19 protein-coding genes and 1 pseudogene are annotated in these 23,274 nt (G+C 63.1%); 9 read left to right on the top strand and 11 right to left on the bottom strand.

The window, feature by feature from the left end; translation table 11 throughout:
* Positions 1 to 159: 159 nt before the first annotated feature.
* Together P3T18_RS16975 and P3T18_RS16970 are read right to left on the bottom strand one after the other, a co-directional pair.
* Entirely contained in the window at positions 160 to 1,248 is a 1,089-nt protein-coding gene (locus tag P3T18_RS16975) for an acyltransferase family protein (RefSeq protein ID WP_429301065.1), read from the bottom strand.
* Between the two features lie 238 nt (positions 1,249 to 1,486).
* Positions 1,487 to 1,711, bottom strand: a pseudogene (locus P3T18_RS16970) (alpha/beta fold hydrolase); the annotation flags it as partial.
* A 217-nt stretch (positions 1,712 to 1,928) separates the two neighbouring features.
* Here P3T18_RS16970 and P3T18_RS16965 point away from each other — a divergent pair.
* Together P3T18_RS16965 and P3T18_RS16960 are read left to right on the top strand one after the other, a co-directional pair.
* The gene (locus P3T18_RS16965; protein WP_429301064.1) at positions 1,929 to 4,172 is read left to right on the top strand and encodes a TonB-dependent receptor; all 2,244 of its coding nucleotides are present in this window, start codon (positions 1,929 to 1,931) and stop codon (positions 4,170 to 4,172) included.
* 377 nt (positions 4,173 to 4,549) lie between these two features.
* Positions 4,550 to 4,897, top strand: coding sequence for a DUF4148 domain-containing protein (locus P3T18_RS16960; protein ID WP_429301063.1), 348 nt, complete (start codon positions 4,550 to 4,552; stop codon positions 4,895 to 4,897).
* Positions 4,898 to 4,926: 29 nt separating this feature from the next.
* On the opposite strand, the gene P3T18_RS16955 is transcribed toward P3T18_RS16960, so the two are convergent.
* From P3T18_RS16955 to P3T18_RS16945, 3 genes are all read right to left on the bottom strand, one after another.
* Complete coding sequence (locus P3T18_RS16955) at positions 4,927 to 5,943, bottom strand: aldo/keto reductase (protein ID WP_429301062.1); 1,017 nt, start codon at positions 5,941 to 5,943, stop codon at positions 4,927 to 4,929.
* Between the two features lie 72 nt (positions 5,944 to 6,015).
* Entirely contained in the window at positions 6,016 to 7,266 is a 1,251-nt protein-coding gene (locus tag P3T18_RS16950; protein ID WP_429301061.1) for an ABC transporter substrate-binding protein, read from the bottom strand.
* 120 nt (positions 7,267 to 7,386) lie between these two features.
* Positions 7,387 to 8,631, bottom strand: coding sequence for a DUF1479 domain-containing protein (locus P3T18_RS16945; protein ID WP_429301060.1), 1,245 nt, complete (start codon positions 8,629 to 8,631; stop codon positions 7,387 to 7,389).
* Positions 8,632 to 9,044: 413 nt separating this feature from the next.
* On the opposite strand from P3T18_RS16945, the gene P3T18_RS16940 reads away from it, so the two are divergent.
* The 3 genes from P3T18_RS16940 (at position 9,045) to P3T18_RS16930 (ending at position 12,691) form a co-directional block, all read left to right on the top strand.
* Positions 9,045 to 9,977: a hypothetical protein gene (locus P3T18_RS16940; protein WP_429301059.1), complete on the top strand. Its 933-nt coding sequence runs from the start codon at positions 9,045 to 9,047 to the stop codon at positions 9,975 to 9,977.
* A 298-nt stretch (positions 9,978 to 10,275) separates the two neighbouring features.
* Positions 10,276 to 11,847 (top strand): phospholipase D family protein, encoded by a 1,572-nt coding sequence (locus P3T18_RS16935; protein WP_429301058.1) that lies wholly within the window; start codon positions 10,276 to 10,278, stop codon positions 11,845 to 11,847.
* Positions 11,848 to 11,929: 82 nt separating this feature from the next.
* Entirely contained in the window at positions 11,930 to 12,691 is a 762-nt protein-coding gene (locus tag P3T18_RS16930) for a hypothetical protein (protein WP_429301057.1), read from the top strand.
* Positions 12,692 to 12,758: 67 nt separating this feature from the next.
* Here the strand turns inward: P3T18_RS16930 and P3T18_RS16925 are convergent, their stop codons facing one another.
* The 6 genes from P3T18_RS16925 to P3T18_RS16900 all read right to left on the bottom strand — a co-directional run bounded on the left by P3T18_RS16925 (position 12,759) and on the right by P3T18_RS16900 (position 19,643).
* Entirely contained in the window at positions 12,759 to 13,091 is a 333-nt protein-coding gene (locus P3T18_RS16925; protein WP_429301056.1) for a hypothetical protein, read from the bottom strand.
* A gap of 111 nt (positions 13,092 to 13,202) precedes the next feature.
* Positions 13,203 to 13,886, bottom strand: coding sequence for a 4-carboxy-4-hydroxy-2-oxoadipate aldolase/oxaloacetate decarboxylase (gene ligK, locus P3T18_RS16920; RefSeq protein WP_429301055.1), 684 nt, complete (start codon positions 13,884 to 13,886; stop codon positions 13,203 to 13,205).
* A 2-nt stretch (positions 13,887 to 13,888) separates the two neighbouring features.
* Positions 13,889 to 14,914: an amidohydrolase family protein gene (locus P3T18_RS16915; RefSeq protein WP_429301054.1), complete on the bottom strand. Its 1,026-nt coding sequence runs from the start codon at positions 14,912 to 14,914 to the stop codon at positions 13,889 to 13,891.
* Positions 14,915 to 15,010: 96 nt separating this feature from the next.
* Positions 15,011 to 16,321: an MFS transporter gene (locus tag P3T18_RS16910; RefSeq protein WP_429301053.1), complete on the bottom strand. Its 1,311-nt coding sequence runs from the start codon at positions 16,319 to 16,321 to the stop codon at positions 15,011 to 15,013.
* Complete coding sequence (locus P3T18_RS16905) at positions 16,314 to 17,180, bottom strand: IclR family transcriptional regulator (protein WP_429301052.1); 867 nt, start codon at positions 17,178 to 17,180, stop codon at positions 16,314 to 16,316. Before P3T18_RS16905 ends, P3T18_RS16910 begins: the two co-directional genes overlap by 8 nt.
* Positions 17,181 to 17,552: 372 nt before the next feature.
* Complete coding sequence (locus P3T18_RS16900; RefSeq protein ID WP_429301126.1) at positions 17,553 to 19,643, bottom strand: ATP-binding protein; 2,091 nt, start codon at positions 19,641 to 19,643, stop codon at positions 17,553 to 17,555.
* Between the two features lie 278 nt (positions 19,644 to 19,921).
* Here P3T18_RS16900 and P3T18_RS16895 point away from each other — a divergent pair, with 278 nt between their 5' ends.
* From P3T18_RS16895 to P3T18_RS16880, 4 genes are all read left to right on the top strand, one after another.
* A complete protein-coding gene (locus P3T18_RS16895) occupies positions 19,922 to 20,494 on the top strand; it encodes a TetR/AcrR family transcriptional regulator (RefSeq protein WP_429301051.1) in 573 nt (190 codons plus the stop codon).
* A 198-nt stretch (positions 20,495 to 20,692) separates the two neighbouring features.
* Positions 20,693 to 21,574, top strand: coding sequence for an NmrA family NAD(P)-binding protein (locus tag P3T18_RS16890; RefSeq protein ID WP_429301050.1), 882 nt, complete (start codon positions 20,693 to 20,695; stop codon positions 21,572 to 21,574).
* Between the two features lie 34 nt (positions 21,575 to 21,608).
* Positions 21,609 to 22,370 carry an SDR family oxidoreductase gene (locus tag P3T18_RS16885; RefSeq protein ID WP_429301049.1) on the top strand — a complete coding sequence of 254 codons (762 nt, stop codon included), beginning with the start codon at positions 21,609 to 21,611 and terminating at the stop codon, positions 22,368 to 22,370.
* Between the two features lie 56 nt (positions 22,371 to 22,426).
* On the top strand, positions 22,427 to 23,170 hold the full coding sequence (locus tag P3T18_RS16880) for a GNAT family N-acetyltransferase (protein ID WP_429301048.1): 744 nt from the start codon (positions 22,427 to 22,429) through the stop codon (positions 23,168 to 23,170).
* The last annotated feature ends 104 nt before the right edge of the window (positions 23,171 to 23,274 follow it).

Below are 23,274 nucleotides of genomic sequence, written 5' to 3'. Positions count from 1 at the left end.
CTTTGGGGTGCCCCTGTGGGCTTTGGGCGCCCCACACCCAAAAAAAAAACCCGGCGGCTATACACCCAAAAAACGGGGGGGGGGCGGTTTCCGCCCCCCCCCCCCCCACGCCGCTTTTTTGCTGTGTTGCTGCATTCCTGCATTCGCCAGGCTGCGATCTCACGCAACCGTGGTCCGCTCCGCCATCCAACGATCGGCGCGACTCGTCAACCAGCGGCCCGCCGAACGATTCAGCGGACGTTCCAGCAGACGGTGACAGGCGAGACCCACGAGCGCCGATCCCGCTACCGCCACCACGTAGATCGCATCGCCAGGCAACGCGTGCTGACGGTCGGCCACCTGAAGCAGTTTCATGACGAACGGCAGCGTGAGGACGTGCGTCAGATAGATCGAATACGACGCGTCGCCCAGGGTGCTGAGCACGCTGCTCCAGCGAATTTTCGTTTCGAGCGCGAGCGCGACGAGGACGATGGCCAGCGCCGGGAGGCCGGACACGAAGGGTCGATTCCCCTCGCCCGGCGTGGGCGCCCATAGCACCAGAAGCGCGATCACGCCGGCCAGTATGACGAGCGCGGTCGACAGCGAAATCCGCTTGCCCCGGGCGTAATACGTGCCCACGCAGCACCCGGCGACGAACTCCAGCACGATCGGATTCGTGTAGAACATGAACGCCACGCCCGAGCCGTGCGCGAGCCGCAGTAGCGAAGTGAAGCAGAGAAACGCCGCGACGGCGACGAGCGGGCGACGTGTCACGCACATCGCTGCCGCAAACACGAGATAAAACCACGCCTCGTAATTGAGCGACCAGCCGACGAACAGCAGCGGTTCGATAAATCCCGCCCAGTTCAGCGAAGGGACGAACAGGAACGACGTCACGACATGCCAGAGGCTCACGCGCGTATTGCCGATCTGCCAGTGCGAAAACACCAGTGGCAGAATCGCGAACGAAACGACGAACACGGCGGTCAGCACCCAATACAGCGGCACGACCCGCGCAATACGCGCGGTCATGAATTTGCCTGCTGAACGAAAGCCCGGCGGCTCGCCATAGCTCACCATCGCAATGACGAAACCGGAGATGACGAAGAAGACATCGACGCCGCGGTCGCCATAACGCGAGATCGACGAGAAGAAGTGGGAGGTCCAGCCGTAGAGGGCCACGTCGCCCGCCGCGTGAAAGCCCACGACCGCCAGCGCCGCGAGCGCGCGAAGCACCTGAATGGATTCGTATCGCCGGGTTGTCGTCATTTCTCACCGATGAAATGTCTGGACGTATGCGATCCCGCTCTCTGCCAAAGCCGAGAAGCAACGCGAACAGGGTGTGATCACGGAGCAGGCGGAGAGCACGTCACGTCGCCACGAACCTGTCGGGCGCGGCACGATGTTTCGGCCTGCTATGCGTTTATCGGTCGTCTGGCTCCTGAAAGCAGTTCGATAAAAAGGGGCGAACCGTGCGTTACGTTCACGCAAGCGCGAGACTATCCCGTCAGTATTGCAACGGATATCGCGCTGGCCGATGCCGGAGAAGGGATGGCGCGACGAGGCAGGGTTTGCCGCGCGGCGTCGGCGGTGAAATGGCGTCCGCCACCACCTTCGGCTGGCTCACCATCGGCACGTGGCTCGACTCGACGTGCGTGACGGTCGCACCGATCTCCTTCGCCATCGCGTCCTGCATGCGCGGGTCGATCATGTGGTCGTGCTCCGCCACGACGCTCAAAGCGTCGAGCATGGGTTTGATCTGATCCCGTCTGCAATAGTCGTTTACATATTCATTTCCATTCATTACAATCCGCATCAACTCAAATGAGAACGGAACTCATTTACACTGCATAAGATTCTAGTTCTTCGTGTGGGAATCACCGTACGGCGCCGTTCTGACGCTGTCCGGGACACGCGCTCCCGTTTCTTTCACTTCGCCTTCATTTTCTATGTCCGCCTTTCTGAAGACGCGGCCGCGCTTGCTCGCGTCCGTCGCAGCCGTGTATTGCTCCAGCTTCCTGATTCCCGTCACCGCTGCTGCCGCCGATGCCGCCGTCGCGCAGTCCGGCACCGGCGCCGAAGCGTCAGCGACAGCAACTGCCGGCGCGACCTTGCCTGCCGTGGTCGTGACGTCGTCGTCCGATCTTCAGACCAAAACCGTGCCATCGTACAAATTCACCGCGCCGCTGCTCGACACGCCGCGCTCGGTGACGGTGATTCCCGAGGAACTCATCAAGCAGACCAACGCGACGACCTTCGCCGACGCCCTGAAGACCGTGCCGGGCATCACCTTCCTCGGCGGCGACGCGGCGGCCAATCCGTCGGCGGACCGTCCGGTGATTCGCGGCTTCGAATCGCGCAACTCGATTTTCGTGGACGGCATGCGCGACGACGGCGTGCAGAATCGCGAGACCTTCGACATCGAACAGATCAACGTGATCAAGGGACCGGACTCGGTGTATGCCGGTCGCGGCGCGGTGGGCGGCAGCATCGACATCGTCACCAAGACGCCGAAGAACGAGAACTTTATCAACGGCAGCGTGGGTGTCGGCACCGACAGCTACAAGCGCATCACGCTCGACGCCAACCACAAGTTCGGCGACGACGCCGCCGTGCGCCTGAACGTACTCGGCCACGATGCCGATCAGGCCGGCCGCACCGACATCTACAGCCGCCGCTGGGGTGTCGCGCCTTCGGTTGCATTCGGCCTGAACAGCCCGACCACCGTCACGCTGAGCTACTACCACCTGAACAGCTACGACATGCCGGACTTCAGCGTGCCGTTCCGCTCGACGGGCGGCACGCCGGCCAATGCGGATCGCGGCCAGTTCTTCGGCCTGAACAACCGCGACTACCGCCGCGGCCAGACCGACACCGGCGAAGTGCGCGTCGAGCATCGCTTCTCGGACAATCTGAAGCTGAAGAACACCACGATGTTCGGCCGCTCCACACTCGATTACATCGCCACCAACCCACAGTTCCAGAGCGCCAACTCGAACATCCTGAGCCTGCAGGCAAAGAGCGGCAAATACGCCACCAACAGTCTCGCCAACCAGACCGAACTGACGGGCAAGGCGACCCTGCTCGGCATGCAGCACACGCTGACGGGCGGCGTGGAATTCAGTCACGAAAAGAGCCTGTATGAGGGTTATCTGGTGACCGACAGCAAGGGCAACAACATCCGCTCGGGTGGTCCCTGCTCGGTCGCGTACAACTGCACCACCTTGTACGGCGGCTGGAATCCGGACAACCCGTGGACCGGCAGCGTGCTGCTCAACGGCGACAAGAGCTTCCCCGGCGCCGCCACGCACACGCAGACGAATATCGCCTCCGCGTATCTGTTCGACAGCGTCAAGCTCACCGATCAGTGGCTGTTCAACGCGGGGCTGCGTTTCGACCGTTACGACGTCACCGCCATTCAGGCCGGCGCACGCGATCTGACCAACAACGCGAATCTGTTCAGCTACCAGTTCGGTCTCGTGTTCAAGCCGGTGCAGACGGTGAGCCTCTATGCGTCGTACGGCACGTCGGCCAATCCGCCGGGCGCGAACGCGGGCATCGGCGGCGGCAACGATCAGCTCACCGCCACCAACCAGAACCTCTCGCCGGAACGCGCGCGCAATATCGAAGTCGGCGCGAAGTGGGACGTGCTCGATCAACGGTTGTCGCTCACCTCGGCACTGTTTCAGACGGACAAGACCAACGCGCGGGTCAGCGACGGCCTGGGCGGAACCGTCAACGCCGGCGAGCAACGCGTGCGCGGCGTCGAACTCGGCTTTGCCGGCAATCTGACGAACAAGTGGAGCGTGTTCGGCGGCTACTCGTATCTCGACGCGATCACGATCGACGCGGGCGCCGCCAGCCCGACCGCATCGGGTCTGCCGATGGTGATGGTGCCCAAGCACAACTTCACACTGTGGACGTACTACAACGTGTTGCCGAAGCTGTCGATCGGTGGCGGCGCGACGATTGCCAGCCTGACGTACGCGTCGGTGGCGGCCACCTCGCGCAAATGGACGCCCGGCTATGCGCGATTCGACGCGATGGCCACCTATCGCGTTTCGAAAACCGTCGATCTGCAGTTGAACGTTCAGAACATTTTCGACAAAAAGTACTTCTCCAGCGCGTATCCGATCTACGCCACCTGGGCGCCGGGTCGTTCGGCCATGCTGACGCTGAACTTCTATCAGTGAGTTCGAGGTAGCGCCCGTTTCGACTCATGATCTGCAACGCGACCGCTCCGGCGGTCGCGTTTTTTATTCCCCCACCCAACATGCGATGTTTTTGCAACACAGTGTTGTGGCAGGGTATCTGCACGATTTCACGGAAGGGGTTATATTGAGGCTGTCTCCTCCGTGTCTCCTCCTGACATGGACTCAGCCCGCCCTCGCGCGGGCTTTTTTTTTACCGCGCACGGACGAATCCGGTCCGCGGCATTGAACGACATCGAGCAACATTGATTTCCTGAATCAGTCATTTACCCCGCACATCCCGGCTTCTAGACTAAAGGCATACGTGACGGACAAACCTGCCCGTCACCCCGCAAAAAACAATTGTCGGAGGTGTCATCATGAAATCGCTCATCAACGCCGTTGCGCTCACACTCGCTCTCGCCGCACCGCTTGCCGCGTTTGCTCAATCGAACCAGCCCGCGAACCAGCCCGTCACGCGCGCCCAGGTGCGCGCGGAACTGATCCAGCTGGAAAAGGCCGGCTATAACCCCGGTATCGCGAACAACGACACGTATCCGGCAGAGATTCAGGCCGCCGAGGCACGCGTCGCGACGCAGAATTCCGCGGCGCAAACCGATACGTCCGGTGTGGGTGGTGTGGCGAGCGGTTCGGCCGCGGTCGGCGCGCACAAGTACGTTCCTGAAGCCGATCGCAAAGGCCCGCGTTCGATTTATTTCGGGCAATAAGCCTGGTCTACCAACGCAACCAGTCAGCGCTATGACGGCGTGGGCGCGTCTTCCCGGATCAATCCGCGACGCTTCAACTCGGTCCAGAACGGCGCGGGAATCTCCGTACGGAAGGTGTGAAGATTGTCCTCGAGTTGCGCGACGGTTCGCACGCCGGGAATGTTCGTCGGGATGGCAGGATGGCCGAGCACGAATTGCAGCGCAGCGGCCTTCAGCGGCACGGCAAACTCGCGGCACACCTGCTCGATCTGGCGCACGCGCTCCATGACCGGCTCCGGCGCAGGCGCATAGTTGTACTTCGCGCCCGGCACCGCGCCGGTTGCGAGAATGCCGCTGTTGTAGCCGCCGCCGAGTATCACCGAGACCTGTTTCTCTTCGCACATCGGCAGGAAGCCGTCCAGCGCATCCTGTTCGAGCAAGGTGTAGCGGCCGGCCAGTAGCAGACAGTCGAAATCCTGGCGGCGTATTGCGTCATAGGCGATCTGCCATTCGTTCACGCCGACACCCACCGCCTTCACCACGCCCTCGTCGCGCAATTTCAGCAACGCTTTCGACGCGCCCGACATCGCCGCCTCGAACATCTCGGGCTGGCGTTCGCCGTGCGTAAAAACATCGATGTCGTGGATCAGTGCGATATCGATATGCTCCAGCGCGAGCCGCTGAAGACTGTCCTCGATCGAACGCATCGTGCCGTCGTAGCTGTAGTCGAATACCGTTTCGAAGGGCAGCCCGTCCACCCACGGCGCAAAGTCAATCTCGGCGCGTTTGCGCGGCTTCAGCAGCCGTCCGACCTTGGTCGACAGCACGAACTGGTCACGCGGATACCAGCGCAGCGCCTGCCCGCAGCGCGCCTCGCTCAGGCCGTGGCCGTACATCGGCGCGGTGTCGAAGTAGCGCACGCCCGCGTCCCACGACGCTTTGATCAACGCAGCCGACTCTTCCTCGCTGATCGGCCTGAAGATGTTGCCGATCGGCGCGGCGCCGAAACCCATTACCGTCGTTTCAAGTCCCGAACGCGGCCACTTACGCTTTGCTACCGGATCCATACCTCTCCTTTTCGTTTCGTGTAGTGCGCGGCTGGACGCCTGCGCGCCCAGCTCGAGGTGACAACGTGCGCGTTATTTGACCTTTGCCGCCGCGGCCAGCTTGCGCACGCCCTCTTTCGGGTCTTCGTTCGAGTTCATGAAGTTCGTGACGGCATCGGTGATGGCCCCGGCCGTGACGGACGACTGCAGTTCGCCAAAGGCCAGCGACGGCAGAAACGAGCCCGCCTTGATGGTGGCCTGTTCATCGGTGCGCGATTTCTTGCCGCAACTGTCGAACTTGTCCATCGGCACATCGAGCCGTACGGGAATCGAGCCTTTATAGAGGCTGAACTGCTCCTGGAAGTCGGGCGACATGATCGTCTTCGCGAGCGCGAGCTGTCCTGGCGTGGCGTCCTTCTTGCCGTTCTGCTGGAAGAACACGAACGAATCCACGGTGTACGTAAATGCGTTCGACGTGCCGGGCGCGGCGGCGCAGACATAGTCGGTGTCCGCCTTCTTGCTCGCGTTGGCGAACTCGCCCTTGGCCCAGTCGCCCATGAACTGCATGCCGCCCGAGCCGGAAATCACCATGGCGGTCGCGAGATTCCAGTCGCGGCCGTGATAGCCGTTGTCGAAGTAACCGCGAATCTTCTGCACGGTCTCGAACACCTGCAACATTTGCGGCGAGGTCAGCGTCTTCTGATCGAGATCGACCAGCGCCTTGCGATAGAAGTCCGCGCCTTGCGAGAGTACGACGGTTTCCCAGATGGTCATGTCCTGCCACGGCTGGCCGCCGTGCGCGACGGCGGTGATGCCGGCCGCGCGAAACTTGTCGGCGAGCGCGAAGAATTCCGGCCACGTGGTGGGCGGCGTGCCGCCGACCTTGTCCAGATCGGCCTTGTTGATCCATAGCCAGTTGATGCGGTGAATCGAGAACGGCGCGGCGACATAGTGGCCGCCTGCCTTCATGCCGTTGTCGATTTGCGGCGGCAGGTGGGCTTTCCAGTCGGTGGCCGACTGGTCGATGGTCACGAGCGAGCCTTGGTCGGCCCAATCGCGGATCAGCGGGCCCTTGATCTGCGCGGCCGACGGCGCATTGCCCGAAATGACCTGCGTCTTGAGCGCCGTCATGGCGGCCGCGCCCGCGCCGCCCGCAATGGCAAAATCTTTCCACTCGTAGCCCTGCTTGTTCATGTCGTCTTTCAGCACGCGAATCGCTTTCGACTCGCCGCCCGACGTCCACCAGTGCAGCACCGAAAGCTGTTCCGCCGCCGACGCAGTGTGCGCGGCGCCGGCAGAGAACAAGGCAAGCGCCCATGCAATCGATGTCAGTGATTTTTTCATTGCAGTCTCCGGATTCTGATTTTTAAATCGGACGGTCCGTACGTTGCATGATGCAAGACGATGCAACGACCGGACATGCCGTTGTGATGCAGGCGAAGCGGGAAAAGCAGGAACGCAGCGCTACAGATCGAAGCCGAGTTGTGCCTTGCCGAGCGGCGTCAGATCGTCTGCGGTCGCGCGGCCGGTGAAGTCGACTTCGAAATGATCGGTCGGGAAATCGGGCGGACTTTCGCCTTTGAGAAAGCTCGGTAATTGCCGCTTCAGATAGGCGTCGTTTTTCGCGCATGCCGGCGCCGAGGCGATGTACATCACGTTGCTGTAGCCCGCGCCCTTGTGCTCGTCTTCGACGGCATGAATCACGTCGCTGTGCCAGAACACGGTGTCGCCGGCCTGCATCTGCGGAATCGAGGAAAGCGCCTCGAACAGCGGCGCATGAAATTCCGGCTTGATCGACAGTGCGCGGCCGGGCATCGCGCCGCAGAGGTCGTCGTCGGCCACGTCGTCCTGCAGTGCGCGCAACAGAATGTAGGCCATCGAATTCGCGATCGGCACGAGTTGCAGCGTGCCGTCGCCGGGACCTTGCGGCGTCAGCGCCGTCCAGCCCTGAAACGTGCGGAACATCGAGCACACGGCGGGCGAGGCGATCTCTTCCACGTCGGGGCGAAACGCGGCGTCGAAGGGATCGTAGTCGCGCCAGTTGCCGGCGAAAACATGCCGGTACACCTTGCGAAAATTGCTTTCTATCCAGCGCTCGACCGAGCCGCCGTCGCAATGCGCCGACAGCCCCAGCGACGCCGAACCCGGCGGCCGCCGCCGCAGACGGTCGGCGTAGGCCGGCACCCGCGCCGGATCGAAATGCACGCGCCCTTCGCTCTCGCTGCGCCAGAGCCGGTTGAGAAACACGCGCGCCGCCGTGAGCGAGGCCGACTGCCGCGCCAGCACCTGCGGCTTCGACCAGTACACGCCATAGATCTGCGGTTTGCTCGACGCCAGCTGGCCGAAGTACTTGTCTTCGGCGCGATGTTCGAGACGTGTGTCGAGATCGTTGCGCTCGACATAACGGGCGATGTCGTCGTCCCACGTCTCGACGAGTTTGCGCGGAAACACATTGCGGATCACGCAAGCGCCGCGCGCTTTCACCACGTCGATCTGCGCGCCGGTCACGCGTTGTTCGGTGATGTCGGAGAACTGGATTTCGGGGATCACGTCTTCGCCGCGAGCGCGCTGGGCGGCGATCCGCTTCGCTTCGGCGCCGATCGCCGCTTCCACTTCCGCGAAGACCTCGCGATAGTTCGGCAGCGCCGCGCGCAACTCTTTTTTGGCCTGCCGGATGGCGCCCGGCAAGTCGTCGATTTTCAACGCCATGATTGTCTCCGTTGCGGCTTTGATATGCCACGAGGATATGACGCGCGTGAAAATCGTGGTGATACTATTCCGGCAATTGTTTTGCGTATCCGGCCATGAAAAACGTCGTGGCGAATGCGTCGGGTCCTGGCCATGCTCTCGCTCTGCGGCGTGGTTGTGTGCAGTCGTGCTGCCGTCGTGGTTAACCCCTTTAGGGCCGACCGCCTGACGAAACCCCTCTTTCCCGCTCCCGCTTCTTGCTGTTCCTCACGCGGCGTCCCTTCGCGTACCTCCCTCTGCCGCGGCACGAGAAATGCGTCTTTGCAGACGATTCATCCAGCAGGACGTCGCTGCACTGCCGCAAGAATCGCCGCCCGAACCCGGACAGCGAAGCTCGCGGCCAGCGCCGCAATTACAGGTTATGGAGGCATTCGATGAACACGACGAGAGAGGCGGCGGCCTATGCGCTGAACCAGGACCCCGCGCTGCTGACGGACCGGCACGAGCCCGCGTTGTCATGGGCGGCGATCTTTGCGGGCGGCGTCGGCGCGGCGGCTTTTGCGCTCATTCTGTTGACCCTCGGCACGGGCCTCGGCCTGACGTCCATCTCGCCGTGGTCGTCCGCCAGTTCGAATGCCAAGGCGTTCGGCTTCGCGGCCGTGGTGTGGGTGTGCGTCACGTCGATCCTGACCTCGGGACTCGGCGGCTATCTGGCGGGCCGCCTGCGCCGTCGCTGGCTGCTGGCCGACCTGGACGAAGTGCATTTCCGCGACACGGCACACGGTTTCCTGAGCTGGGCCGTGGCGACGATCCTGACCGCCGCCGTGCTGAGTTCGGCCGTCTCGGGCATCGTGCGCGCGGGCGGACAAGCCGCGGCGGCATCGGCCGCGGCCGGCGGCGCCGTCACCATGACGAGCATGCAACGCGGCAATGCAGCCGCTGAAATCAATACGTGGCCGCTCGGCTATTTCATCGACTCCCTGTACCGGATGCCCGCAGGTGTCGCCGCCGCAACGGGCAACATCGCGCCGGCCATGAACGACATACCGCGTGCGGAAACGGCGCGCATTTTTCTCAACAGCGCCGCTAGCGGCGCGCCACTCTCGCCGGAAGACACGGCCTATCTGAGCCAGCTGGTGGCGCAGCGCACCGGTCTTGCGCCCGACGCCGCCCAGGCTCGCGTGACGACCACCTATACGCGCCTGCTCGACAAGATGAACGCGCTCGATGCCGCGGCGAAAAATGCCGCCAACGAAGCGCGCAAAGTGACCATCGGCGCGTCGCTATGGCTGTTCGTCTCCCTGCTGATGGGCGCATTCACGGCGAGCCTGATGGCCACGCATGGTGGCCGGGTGCGCCAGCTCTGATACGGACTCCACACACTTCTTCACCACGCGACTTCATCCACGCGAATTCACTCACTTGAGGCAGGAGGCGGTTATGCGCTCGATTCTTCTTTATATGCTCGGTGTTCCCATTCCCATCATCATTCTGATCGCGCTGTTCTGGCATTGAGCGGTTGAAGTCGTGACATCGGGCGCCGGTGAATGCCGGCGCCCGATGCGCGACGAATCTTTGTCGCAATCTGGTTGCCACTGTCAGGCATTCTGGCTAATGTACGCCAATGAGGTAAACACGACACCCACCTGGCGCGGCGATCGGACAATGAAAATATTTCGCACTCTTTGCGCTGTATTTCTATTCTCGCTGCTCGGCGCCTGCGCGAGTCTGCCGCCGCAAACCGGGCGCACCGAAACCCATGCACCGACCGACACCGCCGATACCCAGCTCGGCGCGGCCTTTGCGCCATCGGAGGCGCAACACCCCGACCAGAGCGCGTTTCACCTGCTGTCGACCGGCGTGGATGCGCTGCTCGCGCGCATCGTGCTCGCCGAGGCCGCGCAGCGCACGCTCGATCTGCAGTACTACATCTGGCACGACGACCTGACCGGCCGGCACCTTGCCAATGCCGTGCTGGCCGCCGCCGATCGCGGCGTGAGAGTTCGCATTCTGCTGGACGACCTGGGCACCGGCGCCGACGACCGCGTCCTGCTCGCCATCAGCTCTCATCCCAACATCGAGATACGGCTCTTCAATCCGGTGGCGAGCCGCACCTTCAAGAAGCTCGGTTCGGCGCTCGAATTCAGCCGCATCAACCGGCGCATGCACAACAAGTCGATGATCGCGGATAACCAGGCGGCCATTCTCGGCGGCCGCAATATCGGCGACGAATACTTCGGTGCGTCGAGCGAGGTCGAATTCGGCGACCTCGACGTGCTGACCTACGGCCCGGTGGTGCACAAAGTCTCCAATGCATTCGACGAGTTCTGGAACTCACAAGCCGCCTATCCCATCGCCAACCTCACCGGCCACCCGGCCGACCCGGACGCCTTGCCCACCTATCGCGCGAAGCTCGCGGCCTTCGTGGCCAGTCAGAGCAATTCGCCCTACGTGACCCGGGTGCGGCAGCGCTTCGCCGATACGCTGGCCGCGCACGAAGCCGATTTTTCCTGGGGCAAGGCCACCCTGCTCTACGACGACCCAGGCAAGATCACGCGCGCGCCGGACGACAAGCAAGGGCATCTGCTGACGCAATTCGAAGTGCTCAAGATCCAGCCGGCGAAAGAAGTGCTGATCATCTCGCCGTATTTCGTGCCGGGCAAAAAAGGCGTGGCGTGGATGCGCGCGCAGACCGAACGCGGCGTGAAGGTGACGGTGCTCACGAACTCGCTTGCCGCCACCGACGTCGCAGCGGTTCACGCGGGCTACCAGCGCTACCGTCAGGATCTGCTCGACGCCGGGGTGCGTCTCTACGAACTGAAGCCGACTCAGGACAAAGACGACGATGGCGATCACGATGGCGAGAAAAAGAAGAAATCGATTCTCGGTTCGTCGAAGGCTTCCCTGCATGCGAAGACCTATGTATTCGACCGTAGCAGCATCTTCATCGGCTCGATGAATCTCGATCCGCGATCGATTACGTTGAACACGGAAATCGGCGTGTATTGCGAAAGCGCGCCGCTTGCTGCGAAAGTGGTCGACGGGCTGGAACCGAAGCTCGACCAGATTGCGTGGCGGCTCGAAAACCGTACCGACGCCAATGGCCGCACGCGCATCGTGTGGATCGATACGGCGCCCAACGGCAAGATCAGCGAACTCGACGAACCCGGCGTGTCGGGCATGAAACGCGTCGGCATCTGGTTTCTCGGACTGCTGCCGGTCGAGTCCCAACTGTAGCCGCGCCGGCACGGCGAAAAAACGCGAGCCTCCGCATGCCTTCGCATGCATCGGCGTAACGTGGAAAACAAAGGAGCCGCGCATGGCGCAACTCACCGATCACCCGCTGATCCTTTTCGTGTTTTCGCTCGTTCTGATGTCGGCGATGGCCTGGCTCGGCGCGACCTGGCTACGCCGCGCCCGGCCGCTCAGCGACGACATGCGCGAAGATTTCGGCGTCGTGCAATCGGCCACCCTCACCCTGCTCGCGCTCGTGATCGGCTTCAGTCTTTCGATGGCCGTGGGACGCTACGATCAGCGCAAGAATTACGAAGAAGAGGAAGCGAATGCGATCGGCACGGAATTCATCCGCGCCGATTTATTGCCGTCCGCGCAGGCCGCCGAAGTGCGTTCGTTGCTGACGCAGTATCTTCAACAGCGTATCCAGTTCTATCAGGTTCGCGACGCCAGGCAACTCGACGAGATCAATGCCGCGACCGGTCAGTTGCAAACGCAGTTGTGGGCCGCCGCGAGCGGAGGCGCGAAGACTCAACCCAACCCGGTCACGGCGCTGGCCGTCGCCGGCATGAACGACGTGATCAACACGCAGGGTTACACGCAGGCCGCCTGGTGGAATCGGATTCCGCAAGCCGCCTGGGTGTTGATGCTAGTGATCGGGGCGTTCGCCAATCTGCTGGTCGGCTATGGCGCGCACAGCGACAGCGCGAGGAATCGCTTTCTGCTCATCATGCCGATCGTGATGGCGCTGTCGTTTGCCTTGATCGCGGATATCGACAGTCCGCGCAACGGCGTGATCCGCGTGGTGCCGCAAAATCTGATCAGCACCGCGCAGTCCCTGCATTGAACGGTGACTGCGCGCTTATTGGCGTGACCTAGTGGCGAGACTTATTGGCGTGACTTAGTGGCGTGACTCATTGAAGCCACTTCCGGACGTCTTTTTCCCATGCCGGGTCGCCGCAGCCTTGCGGGTTTTCGGGGCCGAGCACGGTAATGTAGCCTTTGCTTTTCATGCACGATTCGTACGCGCGAACCTTCGAGCACCGATCCGCGCCCGCATTCTTCGAGACCGCCTTGCATTGCGCAATGGTTCTGTCCATGGGACCGAAGTCCATGTCGCTCGCCTGATTGAGCATCGGCGCGTCGGCGCCGGACGCGGAAAACTCCACCGGACCGGTCTGCGCGCAAGCGCCGAGCAACAACACCGCCCACGCACCAACCAAAGAAAGACGAACACGTGTGCTCATGGAACGACTCCCGCGTTGAAGAGATCGATCCATCATAACCGGGCGCACGCGCTTTCAGCGGCGTTTCGCGCATTCGCAAAGGGCGAAACGCCGCGCGGGCGTCTTTCAGACTCAATCGACGTAGCGCAGTCCCAACGCCTTCAGCGGCTCGCGCATCTTGTACATGTCGAGGCCGAGCACACCCGATGCAAGCGTGGCGCGCTTGGCGGCCTCGTTCGCTTCGCGCGCGCTGGCTTTTTCGAGTGTTTCGAGTGCTTTCGCCGCGGGCACCACGGCCACGCCGTCCTGGTCCGCCACCACCACGTCGCCCGGCGAGACGAGTTCGCCCGCGCAGACCACCGGAATGTTCACCGAACCGAGCGTCGACTTGATGGTGCCTTTCGCCGAGATGGCGCGGCTCCAGACCGGAAAGCCCATTTCCTGCAGCACGCTCACGTCACGCACGCCGGCGTCGATGATGAGCGCCCGCGCGCCACGCGCCTGAAAACTGGTGGCCAGCAGGTCGCCGAAATAGCCGTCCGTGCATTCTGCGGTGACCGCCGCCACGACCACGTCGCCGGGTTGAATCTGCTCGGCCGCGACGTGCATCATCCAGTTGTCGCCGGGATGCAGCAGCACCGTGACCGCCGTGCCCCAGGCGTGCGCGCCGCTGTAGATCGGCCGCATGTACGGTTTGAGCAGGCCGGTGCGGCCCATGGCTTCGTGCACGGTGGCGCTGCCGAGCGCGCCGAGACCGTCGGCGACGCGGCTGTCCGCGCGTGCGATGTTGCGATACACGACTCCGAGTTCGTACATGATTACCGTCCTTGTGCTTTGAGGGTTGCGTCGAGACGCGGGTAGACACGCCGCGCGTTGCCTTCGTAGATCTTGTAGCGTTGTTCCGGGTCGATGGACGCCGCTTCGACATAGCGCTTCGTATCGTCGAAATAGTGGCCGGTCTGCGGATCGATGCCGCGTACCGCGCCGATCATTTCGCTGGCGAACAGGATGTTGTCCACGGGGATCACGTTCGTCAGCAGGTCGATACCCGGCTGGTGATAGACGCAGGTGTCGAAGAAAATGTTGTTCAGCAGATGCTCCTGCAACGGCGGCTTCTTCATTTCCTGCGCGAGGCCGCGGAAGCGTCCCCAGTGATACGGCACCGCGCCGCCGCCGTGCGGAATCACGAAACGCAGCGTCGGGAAATCGCTGAACAGGTCCGAGGTCAGGCATTGCATGAACGCGGTGGTGTCCGCGTTCAGGTAGTGCGCGCCGGTCGTGTGGAAGCAGGCGTTGCAGCTCGTGCTGACATGCACCATCGCGGGAATGTCGTACTCCACCATCTTTTCGTAGATCGGATACCAGTAGCGGTCCGAGAGCGGCGGGCTGGTCCAGTGACCGCCGGACGGGTCCGGATTCAGATTGATCGCCACGTTGCCGTATTGCTCGACGCACTTCACGAGTTCGGGAACACAGGTGGCGATGTCCACGCCGGGACTTTGCGGCAGCATCGCGGCCGGCACGAAGTTCTCGGGAAAGAGCTGGCTCACGCGATAGCACAGTTCATTGCAGATCGCGGCCCACGTGCTGGACACGTTGAAGTCGCCGATATGGTGCGCCATGAAACTCGCGCGCGGGCTGAACACGGTCAGGTCGAGGCCGCGTTCGCGCATCAGGCGCAACTGGTTGGCCTCGATCGACTCGCGCAGTTCGTCGTCGCTGATGTGCAGCTCGGAAACCTTCGGGCTTTCCGCGGGATTCGCGATGCCGGCGATCTGCCGGTTGCGCCAGTTTTCCAGCGCTTTGGGAGCGGTCGTGTAGTGACCGTGGATGTCGATAATCATGGTGTCCTCGAATCAACCTGAGCGCCGGTGGCAACTCGTCTAAATACGATTGGTGCGGTATGCCGTGCCATCCGCGGCACGACCTGTTCGCCTGGCCTAGTGGCCGGTTGCGCTGTCCGCGCGGTTGCCCGGCATCGGACCGGCGCTTTCGTTCGTGGCGGGCGTGGACGTCGCGTCGACATGCGTCAGATCGCGGCCGCGCGTTTCCGGCAGCATCAAGGCGGCGATCACCACGAGCAGATACGAGAAGCACGCGCACAGACCCATCGCCGCGCCGAGTTCGAACTTCGCGCTCAGCACGCCGACCATCGCGGGCATGATCGCGCCGATGGCGCGGCCCGCGTTGCCGCAGAGTCCCTGCGCCGAAGCACGGATGCGCGTGGGGAACAGTTCGGCGATATACGCGCCCGTGCCTGCCGCCGTGCCCGATTGCAGCGTGCCGAGCACGAAGCCGAGTACCAGCGTGATCGGCAAGGTGATCGGTGCGAGCGTATAGACGGCCACCGCGATTGCCTGAAGGCACGCAATCACGATGAACGTGCGGCGCCGTCCGAAGCGGTCCGCCATCCAGCCGTTGAGAAACGCCCCGGCGAAGGAGCCCAGAATGTTGATGGCGAGATAGCCGCCCACGTTCGTGATCGACAGATGCAACGCCAGTTTCAGATACGCCGGCAGCCACGTGATCATCACGTAGTTGCCGCCGTAGATGCCGAACGTCAGCAGGATCGCCTTGAAGGTGGTGACGCGTGTCGAACCGTCGAAGACGGCCCAGATGCTCGGGCGATCGGCCGCATGTTCGCGAAGGTTCTGCGCGAACACCGGCGCTTCTTCGATATGACGGCGAATCCACAGCACGAGCAGAGTCGGCAGCAGGCCGATTGCAAACAGCACGCGCCAGGCCAGCGACGGTTCGAGCGTGCTGAACAGCAGCGTGGACAGCAGCACGGCCACGCCATAGCCGATCGCCCAACCGGCCTGCAACGAGCCCACTGCCCGGCCGCGCACCTGCGGGCGGATCGTCTCGCTGATCAGCACGGCGCCCACCGCCCATTCGCCGCCGAAGCCGAGTCCTTGCAAACCGCGCGTCACCATCAGTTGCCAGAAGGAGTTCGTGAAGGCGGACAGCAAGGTGAACGCCGAGAACCACAGAATCGTGATCTGCAGGATGCGCACGCGGCCGTAGCGGTCCGCGAGAATGCCGGCAATCCAGCCGCCGAGCGAGGCCATGATGAGCACCGTCGTGCCGAGAATGCCCGCTTCGCCGCGCGTCATGCCCCACAACGCGATCAAGGTGGGAATGGCGAGCGCGTACATCTGCGTGTCCATCGCGTCGAGGCCCCAACCGCTGAAGCACGCCCAGTAAGTGCGCTTCTCGGGCTTCGTCAAATCGCTGTACCAGTTAAACATGTTTCTTTTCCTCAGACTTTCCGCGCGACGCGGTTCGTTCGGACTGCGCGACGGGCAGCGCAATTTGCGCGCTGTCGACAGCCTGGGTGGGTTCGTTCGTGGCCGCGGCGGCAGCAGCCGCGGCAAGCAAGGGCGCGGCATTGCCGCCTAGCGCCGTGGTCACACGCGCGGCAACTTCCAGCAGACGCGGACGGTAACGCTCCATTTCGGCGAGACCCATGCGCGTGGCCGGCCCGACGATTCCCAACGCGCCGACCAGTTCCTGCCCGACCCGGAACACGGGCGCCGAAATGCCCGAGGTCTCCGCATCGCGCTCGCCGATCGACAGGTACACGTAGCGCTGACGGATCTCGTCGTAGGGCGCGCCGGGCGTGCCGGAAAACGCGAGGATCACGCGGCCGCCCGCGCCGCGTTCGAGCGGTTGCACGTCGCCCGGATGCACTTCGGCGCGAATCGAGTGACGCGAAGCGATGCGATACAGGCAGACCCGGTGATCGCGCTCGCGCACGTGGAACGAAACCGCTTCGCCCGATTCCTCGCTCAACGACTTCATGGCGGGTAGCAGCACGTCGCGCAGATCGAACCCGGCTTCGTACACCGCGCCCAGATGCATGACCGAGGAGCCGATGCGGTAGCGCCCGTCTTCCATGCGGATCAGGAAATTGTGATGACACAGCGCCTGGGCGAGCCGCGACAGCGTGCTCTTGTACAGGCCCGTGCGGACGGAAAGCTCGGTGAGCGTGAGCGGCGGGTCGTCACGGCGAAACGCGAAAAGAATCGATGCGGCGCGATCGAGAACGTCGTTGCCGCTCGGTGTGACGCCTTGCGGCGTGCGCACGCTCTCGGCATTACGGGGCATGCTAGTCTCCTTACTGTTCCATCTGATGGAACTGATAATCACTGGATGGAACAATACTATTATGGCTATCCGGCGGCTGTCAAACGCGGGCGCATGGGGAAGTTGGAGAAATGCCTTGATGAACGGGCTGGGAAGCGGGCTGGGAAGCGGGCTGGGAAGCGGGCTGGAGAGGCGGCTTTGTCAGCGCCAGAAATGGGCTGGAACGGCCTCAGCGCAGGCTTTGCAAAAAGCGTGCAGTGAGGCGTTGCGCAGACGTGCGCAGCCTGTGTCAGGCAGACGGCGCGAAGTCGCCGGCGCGTGGGTCGGTCGAGCGTCGACGGTACGCGCCACATCGACGCGCGACACCGTCTCCGCTCAGAGCATTGGGGACAATCAGGACGAAGCGTCGACCATTTCCCGCACGCGCGCCGAGAAAGTTTCCAGTGCGAACGGCTTGGTCATGACCTGCATGCCGGGTTCGAGATGACCATTGCCGATGATCGAGTTTTCCGCGTAACCGGTGATGAACAGCACCTTCAGCCCCGGCCGAGTCTGACGTGCGGCGTCCGCCATCTGACGGCCGTTCATGCCACCCGGCAGCCCGACGTCGCTGACCAGCAGATCGATCCGGACATTCGATTGCAGCAAGCGCAGACCCGCCACGCTGTCGGCCGCTTCGATCACGGTGTAGCCGAGTTCTTCCAGCACGTCGGTGATCAGCATGCGCACGCTGGGTTCGTCGTCCACCACCAGAATCGTCTCGCCCGCTTCCGTGCCGGCAATGGGCGAATCGGCGTCGTGGTCGAGCGTTTGCGAGTCGACGTCGCCGTAAAAGCGCGGCAGATAGATGCACACCGTCGTGCCCTGACCCACCTCCGAATAGATCCGCACCTGCCCGCCGGACTGCTTGGCGAAGCCGTAGATCATCGAGAGCCCGAGCCCCGTGCCCATGCCCATCGGCTTGGTGGTGAAGAACGGATCGAAGGCCTTGGCGATGACATCCGGCGACATGCCGGTTCCGGTGTCCGTCACGCACAGCGAGAGGTATTGCCCTTCCGGCATATCGTGACTGTGCGCGGCGCTGCGGTCGATCCACTTGTTGGCGGTTTCGATCGTGATGCGCCCGCCGTTGGGCATCGCGTCGCGCGCGTTGATGCACAGGTTCAGCAGCGCATTTTCGAGTTGCCCCGCGTCGACCAGCGCGGGCCACAAACCGGCCACGCCGATGGCTTCGACCTTGATGCCGGGCCCGACCGTTCGCTGGATCAGATCGGTCATGCCGTTCACCAGTGCGTTGACGTCGGTGGAACGCGGATCGAGTGTCTGCCGCCGCGAAAATGCCAGCAGCCGGTGCGTCAAGGCGGCCGCGCGGCGCACCGCGCCCTGTGCGGCCACCACGTATTTGTCGACGTCGGCCAGCCGCCCCTGGCTCAGCCGGATGCTCAACAGCTGGAGTGAACCCGACACGCCGGCCAGCAGATTGTTGAAGTCGTGCGCGAGGCCGCCGGTGAGCTGACCCACCGCTTCCATTTTCTGCGCCTGCCGCAGTTGCTCTTCGGCGCGCATCAGTTCCGCCGTGCGCTCGATCACGCGCTGCTCCAGCGTGTCGTTCAACGCGCGCAACGAGGCGGCGGCCCGGTCACGCTCCGCTTCGACGGCGCGGCGCTCTTCGACGTCGAGCAGCACGCCCGGAAAACTGAGCGGCGTACCGTCCGGTCCGTGATCGACCCGCCCGTTCGCTTCGATCCAGTAATAGCGGCCGTCGGCGCGACGCACGCGATACTGGTGCGCATAGTGGCCGCCGCGCTGGATGACGTCGCTGATCGCGTGGATGAGGCCGCCGCGGTCGTCGGGATGGACGTTGGCAATGACTTGCGCGAGGCTCAGACCGTCGCGGCCTTGCGCCGGATCGAGGCCGAACACGTGTGCAAAAGGTTCGTCGACGGTGAAACGGTCGTTGGGCAAATCCCAGAACCATGTGCCGATGATCGCGCCCGCCGCGAGCGCGAGTTGCACGCGCTCGCTGTTCACGCGTGCGAGCGCCTCGCTGGCGCGCAACGCCTCCTCGGCTTTCTTGCGCGCCGAGACATCGCGAAACAGCACCGACACCTGCCGCAAGCTGGCCGGCTCGACGCGCGCCGCGGAGACTTCGATATGTCGACCGGCGGTCAGGAAATATCGTTCGAAACGGATCGGCTCGCCGGTTCGCAATACGCTGCCGTACAACTCGATCCAGCGGTCGGCTTCGATGGGATCGATCTCCCGCAGCGTTTTGCCGACCACGCCGGCAATGCCGGTATGCCGCTCGTAACCGGGATTGGCTTCGGTATGAACATAATCGCTGAGCGGACCGTGCGGACCGTCGAAGAATTCGATGATGCAGAAGCCGTCGTCGATTGCGTTGAATAGCGCGTGATAGCGCGCCCGCTCCGCTTCGGCGGTGGTCGCAATGTTGCGGCTTTCAAAGTCGGGAGCGTGGTTCATTCCGGTCATGGTCGAATCGGGTTTCGTCGCGGCGGTGCAGATCGAGGCGGGTGCGCGGCGGGTCATACTGTTTTTGCGAGCCGACCCGCGCGGCGAACACCATAGCCGCGCCTGCGTCTCGCTGCAAGCGGCACGACACGCTCGCAAGCCGCAGGCCTGCTCCGCGCGGCAGCCGGAATGTTTTGCGGCGTGGTTTTAGCACCGCGCTCGAACGGGCTTGCATTCCTTTTAGATGTCGACTAACATCTAATTAAGCGATCTGACGGAGCGACGCAATCATGAGGAAGTCCAAAGTAGAAACGGCTGAAACCCGGCGCCGCATCGTCGATGTCGCGGCGCGCGAGTTTCGCGCCAACGGCATCCACGCCATGGGCCTGAACGACCTGATGGCGCACTCCGGCCTGACACGCGGCGGCTTTTATCGCCATTTCGACTCCAAAGAGCATCTGGTGGCCGAGGCGTGCACGGCGGGTATCGCCGGCATGATCGGACAACTGGAAGACGCCGCTCGCGAAGCCGACGAAACCGAAGGCTTCCGTTCGATCGTGGACCGTTACGTCGGCGCCGGGCATCGCGACAACATTTCCGGCGGCTGCCCGCTCGCGGCAATGGGCAGCGAACTGGCGCGCGGCGACGAGAACACCCGCGCCGCCGCTTCGCAAGGTATCGACGATCTGGTCGACATGCTGGCAAAGCGACTGGTGCGCGAGCATCCCGACACGGCTCGCGCGGACGCCACGTTTGCCCTCGCCGCGATGGTCGGCGCGGTCACCCTCTCCCGCATCGTGGCGCAGCCAGAAGCTTCGGTCGCGCTGCTCGAGTGCGTGAAAGAACATCTCGATTCGTTGTAATTCAAGGCACTGAATTCAGTTTGATTTCAGTCTGGTCGTTCAGCTTCGACGTTCAGGCCTGCAATCTCTCGCAGCAAAATGTGTATATGCACTTTAAGTGTTGGTAGCCGTCGGCAACGAACCTCAGCGTCATGAACGGCAGCGGCAAAAACCTCCGCATTCCCGGCGAAAACCCTTTCACAACGGAGTCTCGACATCATGCAAGCACGCAAACTTCTGGTCACCGCCGCTGCCGGCAAAACCGGCGTTCATACGGTCCGCAATCTCATCGAAGCCGGTCACGAAGTTCGTGCACTGGTGCGCAAGGAAGACGAACGCAGTGCGGCGCTGCGCGAACTCGGCGCTGAAATTTTCGTCGGCGATCTGCTCGACCACGACGACGCGATCCGCGCGACCGACGGCATGTCGGGCGCTTATCTCTGCTATCCGGTGAGTCCGGGTTTCATTCAGGCCACCGCATATTTCGCCGACGCCGCGCGACGCGCCAAGCTCGATATCGTCGTCAACATGTCGCAGATTTCGGCGCGCGAAGACGCAAAGAGCCACGCGGCGCGCGATCACTGGATCGCCGAACGCGTACTCGACTGGTCTGGTGTGCCGACGGCGCATATCCGCCCCACCTTCTTCTCCGAATGGCTGGTTTTTCCGTGGGTGCGCGACGGCATCGTGAAGGAAGGCAAGATCGCGCTTCCCTACGGTGAGGGAAGCCACGCGCCGATCAGCGCGGACGATCAGGCGCGTGTGATCGCCGCCATCCTCGCGCAACCGGCCGACCATGCCGGCCAGACCTACACGCTGGTCGGCCCCGTCGAGCTCGACCAGAAACAGATTGCCGGCGTGGTCGGCAAGGTGCTCGGACGCGACGTGAAATACACCCCGACGAGCATCGAGGCGTATCGGGATCATCTGCACAAATACAAGCTGCCCGAATTCATGATCCAGCATTTCGAAGAGGTGGCGATCGATTACCAGAACGGCGTATTCGCCGGCACCAACGATCACGTCGAAAAAATCACCGGCCAGGCAGCGCAGACGCTCGAAGCGTTCGTCGAAGCGAATCGCGCGGCTTTCGCAGCCTGACTGTCACCCGAACTTTTAAAAGGGAGTACCTGAAATGAAGCTCAGCGGAAACACCATCTTCATCACCGGCGGCACCTCGGGCATCGGTCGCGGTCTGGCCGAAGCCTTTCATCGCAAGGGCAACAAGGTCATTATCAGCGGACGCCGCAAGGCGTTGCTCGACGAAGTGGCGCGCGCCAATCCCGGCATCGATACCGTGGAACTGGACGTCACCGATCCGGCGCAGATCGCGAGCGTGGCCAAGGCGCTGATCGAGAAGTATCCGGCACTCAACGTCGTGATCAACAACGCAGGCATCATGCCGTTCGACGACGTCGCCGGTCCCCTTGACGACGCGCAGGCGCTGCATTCCATCGACACCAACCTGCTCGGACCGGTGCGTGTCAGCGCTGCGTTCGTCGAGCACCTCAAGCGTCAGGCGGACGCGGTGATCGTCTACAACAGTTCGGTGGTAGCCTTCATCCCGATGGCGATGTCGGCGCTGTATTCGGCAACCAAGGCGGCAATCCACTCGTACGCGCTGACACAGCGCTTCGCGTTGCGGCAAACTTCCGTGCGCGTGCTGGAAATCACGCCGCCGTGGGTGGACACCGATCTCATCTACAAGAGCGGCGACCCGCGCGCCATGCAACTCGAACCGTTCATCGAACAGACCATGACGCTGCTCGAAACGGCCACGACCGAAGTGGTGGTCGAATCCGCGCGCCAGTTCCGCGACGGCGCGGGTCCGAACGAACACGGTTTCGTGGACTACTTTAACCAGATGCTGATCGACAATCCGCTGCCGGCACCCTGACTCGCATACTTGCCACGTCTCGACAGCACCACTGCCACGATAGAACCGGAACCGCCATGACCTCATCCGAAACGACGCATCCGATCGACGCCGACCTGATGCTCTCCAATGTCATCTGGAACTCGCTGACGGGCGCGCACGCGAGCGCTGCCGAAGGCTCGGGCGAGGTCCGGCGCTACCGGTCGGAATTCGCGCCGTTCGCCGCGGCGCGCGATTACACGCCCGACAACGTGGCCGCGCTCGCGCGCATGCTTGCGCCCGACGAACGCCTGACGCTCTTCACGCTCGAAAAGCCCGTCACGCCGCCGGGCTACGACGTCGTTCGCGAGGCGAGCATCATCCAGATGATCGGCGCACGCCGGTTCGAGGCGCCGACCGACGCGAGGATCGTCACGCTCGATGCAGGCGACGCCCCGGACATGCTGAAACTCGTCGAACGCACCGACCCCGGCCCGTTCCGACAACGCACACATGAACTCGGGACGTTCGTGGGCATTCGCGTAGACGGCGAACTCGTCGCCATGGCGGGAGAACGCATGAAGGCGGGCAGCTATGTGGAACTCAGCGCCGTGTGCACGCTTCCCGACTGGCGCGGACGCGGCCTCGGCACCCTGCTGATGACGCACCTCGCGGTCGCGATGCAGCAGCGCGGCGAGACGCCTTTCCTGCACGTGCTTTCAGGCAATCTGCCCGCGCTGCGTCTGTATGAAGAACTCGGTTTTCAACGTGCGCGCGTTTTTCATCTCACCTCGTTCGCGGCGAGCGTCACAACCACGGCCACGGCCACGGCAAGCCGATAAAGCCGCGCGGCGGCAGCCAGGCGCGAAAACTGCTCCTGTTCGATTCGATGTTCTTTTCATGCCTGCTCGCGCGTGCCGTCACTGGCCGCCGCCGCAGGCTTTCG

Origin of the sequence: Paraburkholderia sp. GAS199, assembly GCF_050436585.1 — a bacterium.
Classification (GTDB): Bacteria; Pseudomonadota; Gammaproteobacteria; order Burkholderiales; family Burkholderiaceae; genus Paraburkholderia.
The sequence above is the reverse complement of the archived record's forward strand: the minus strand, read 5'-3'. Positions and strand labels throughout refer to the sequence as shown.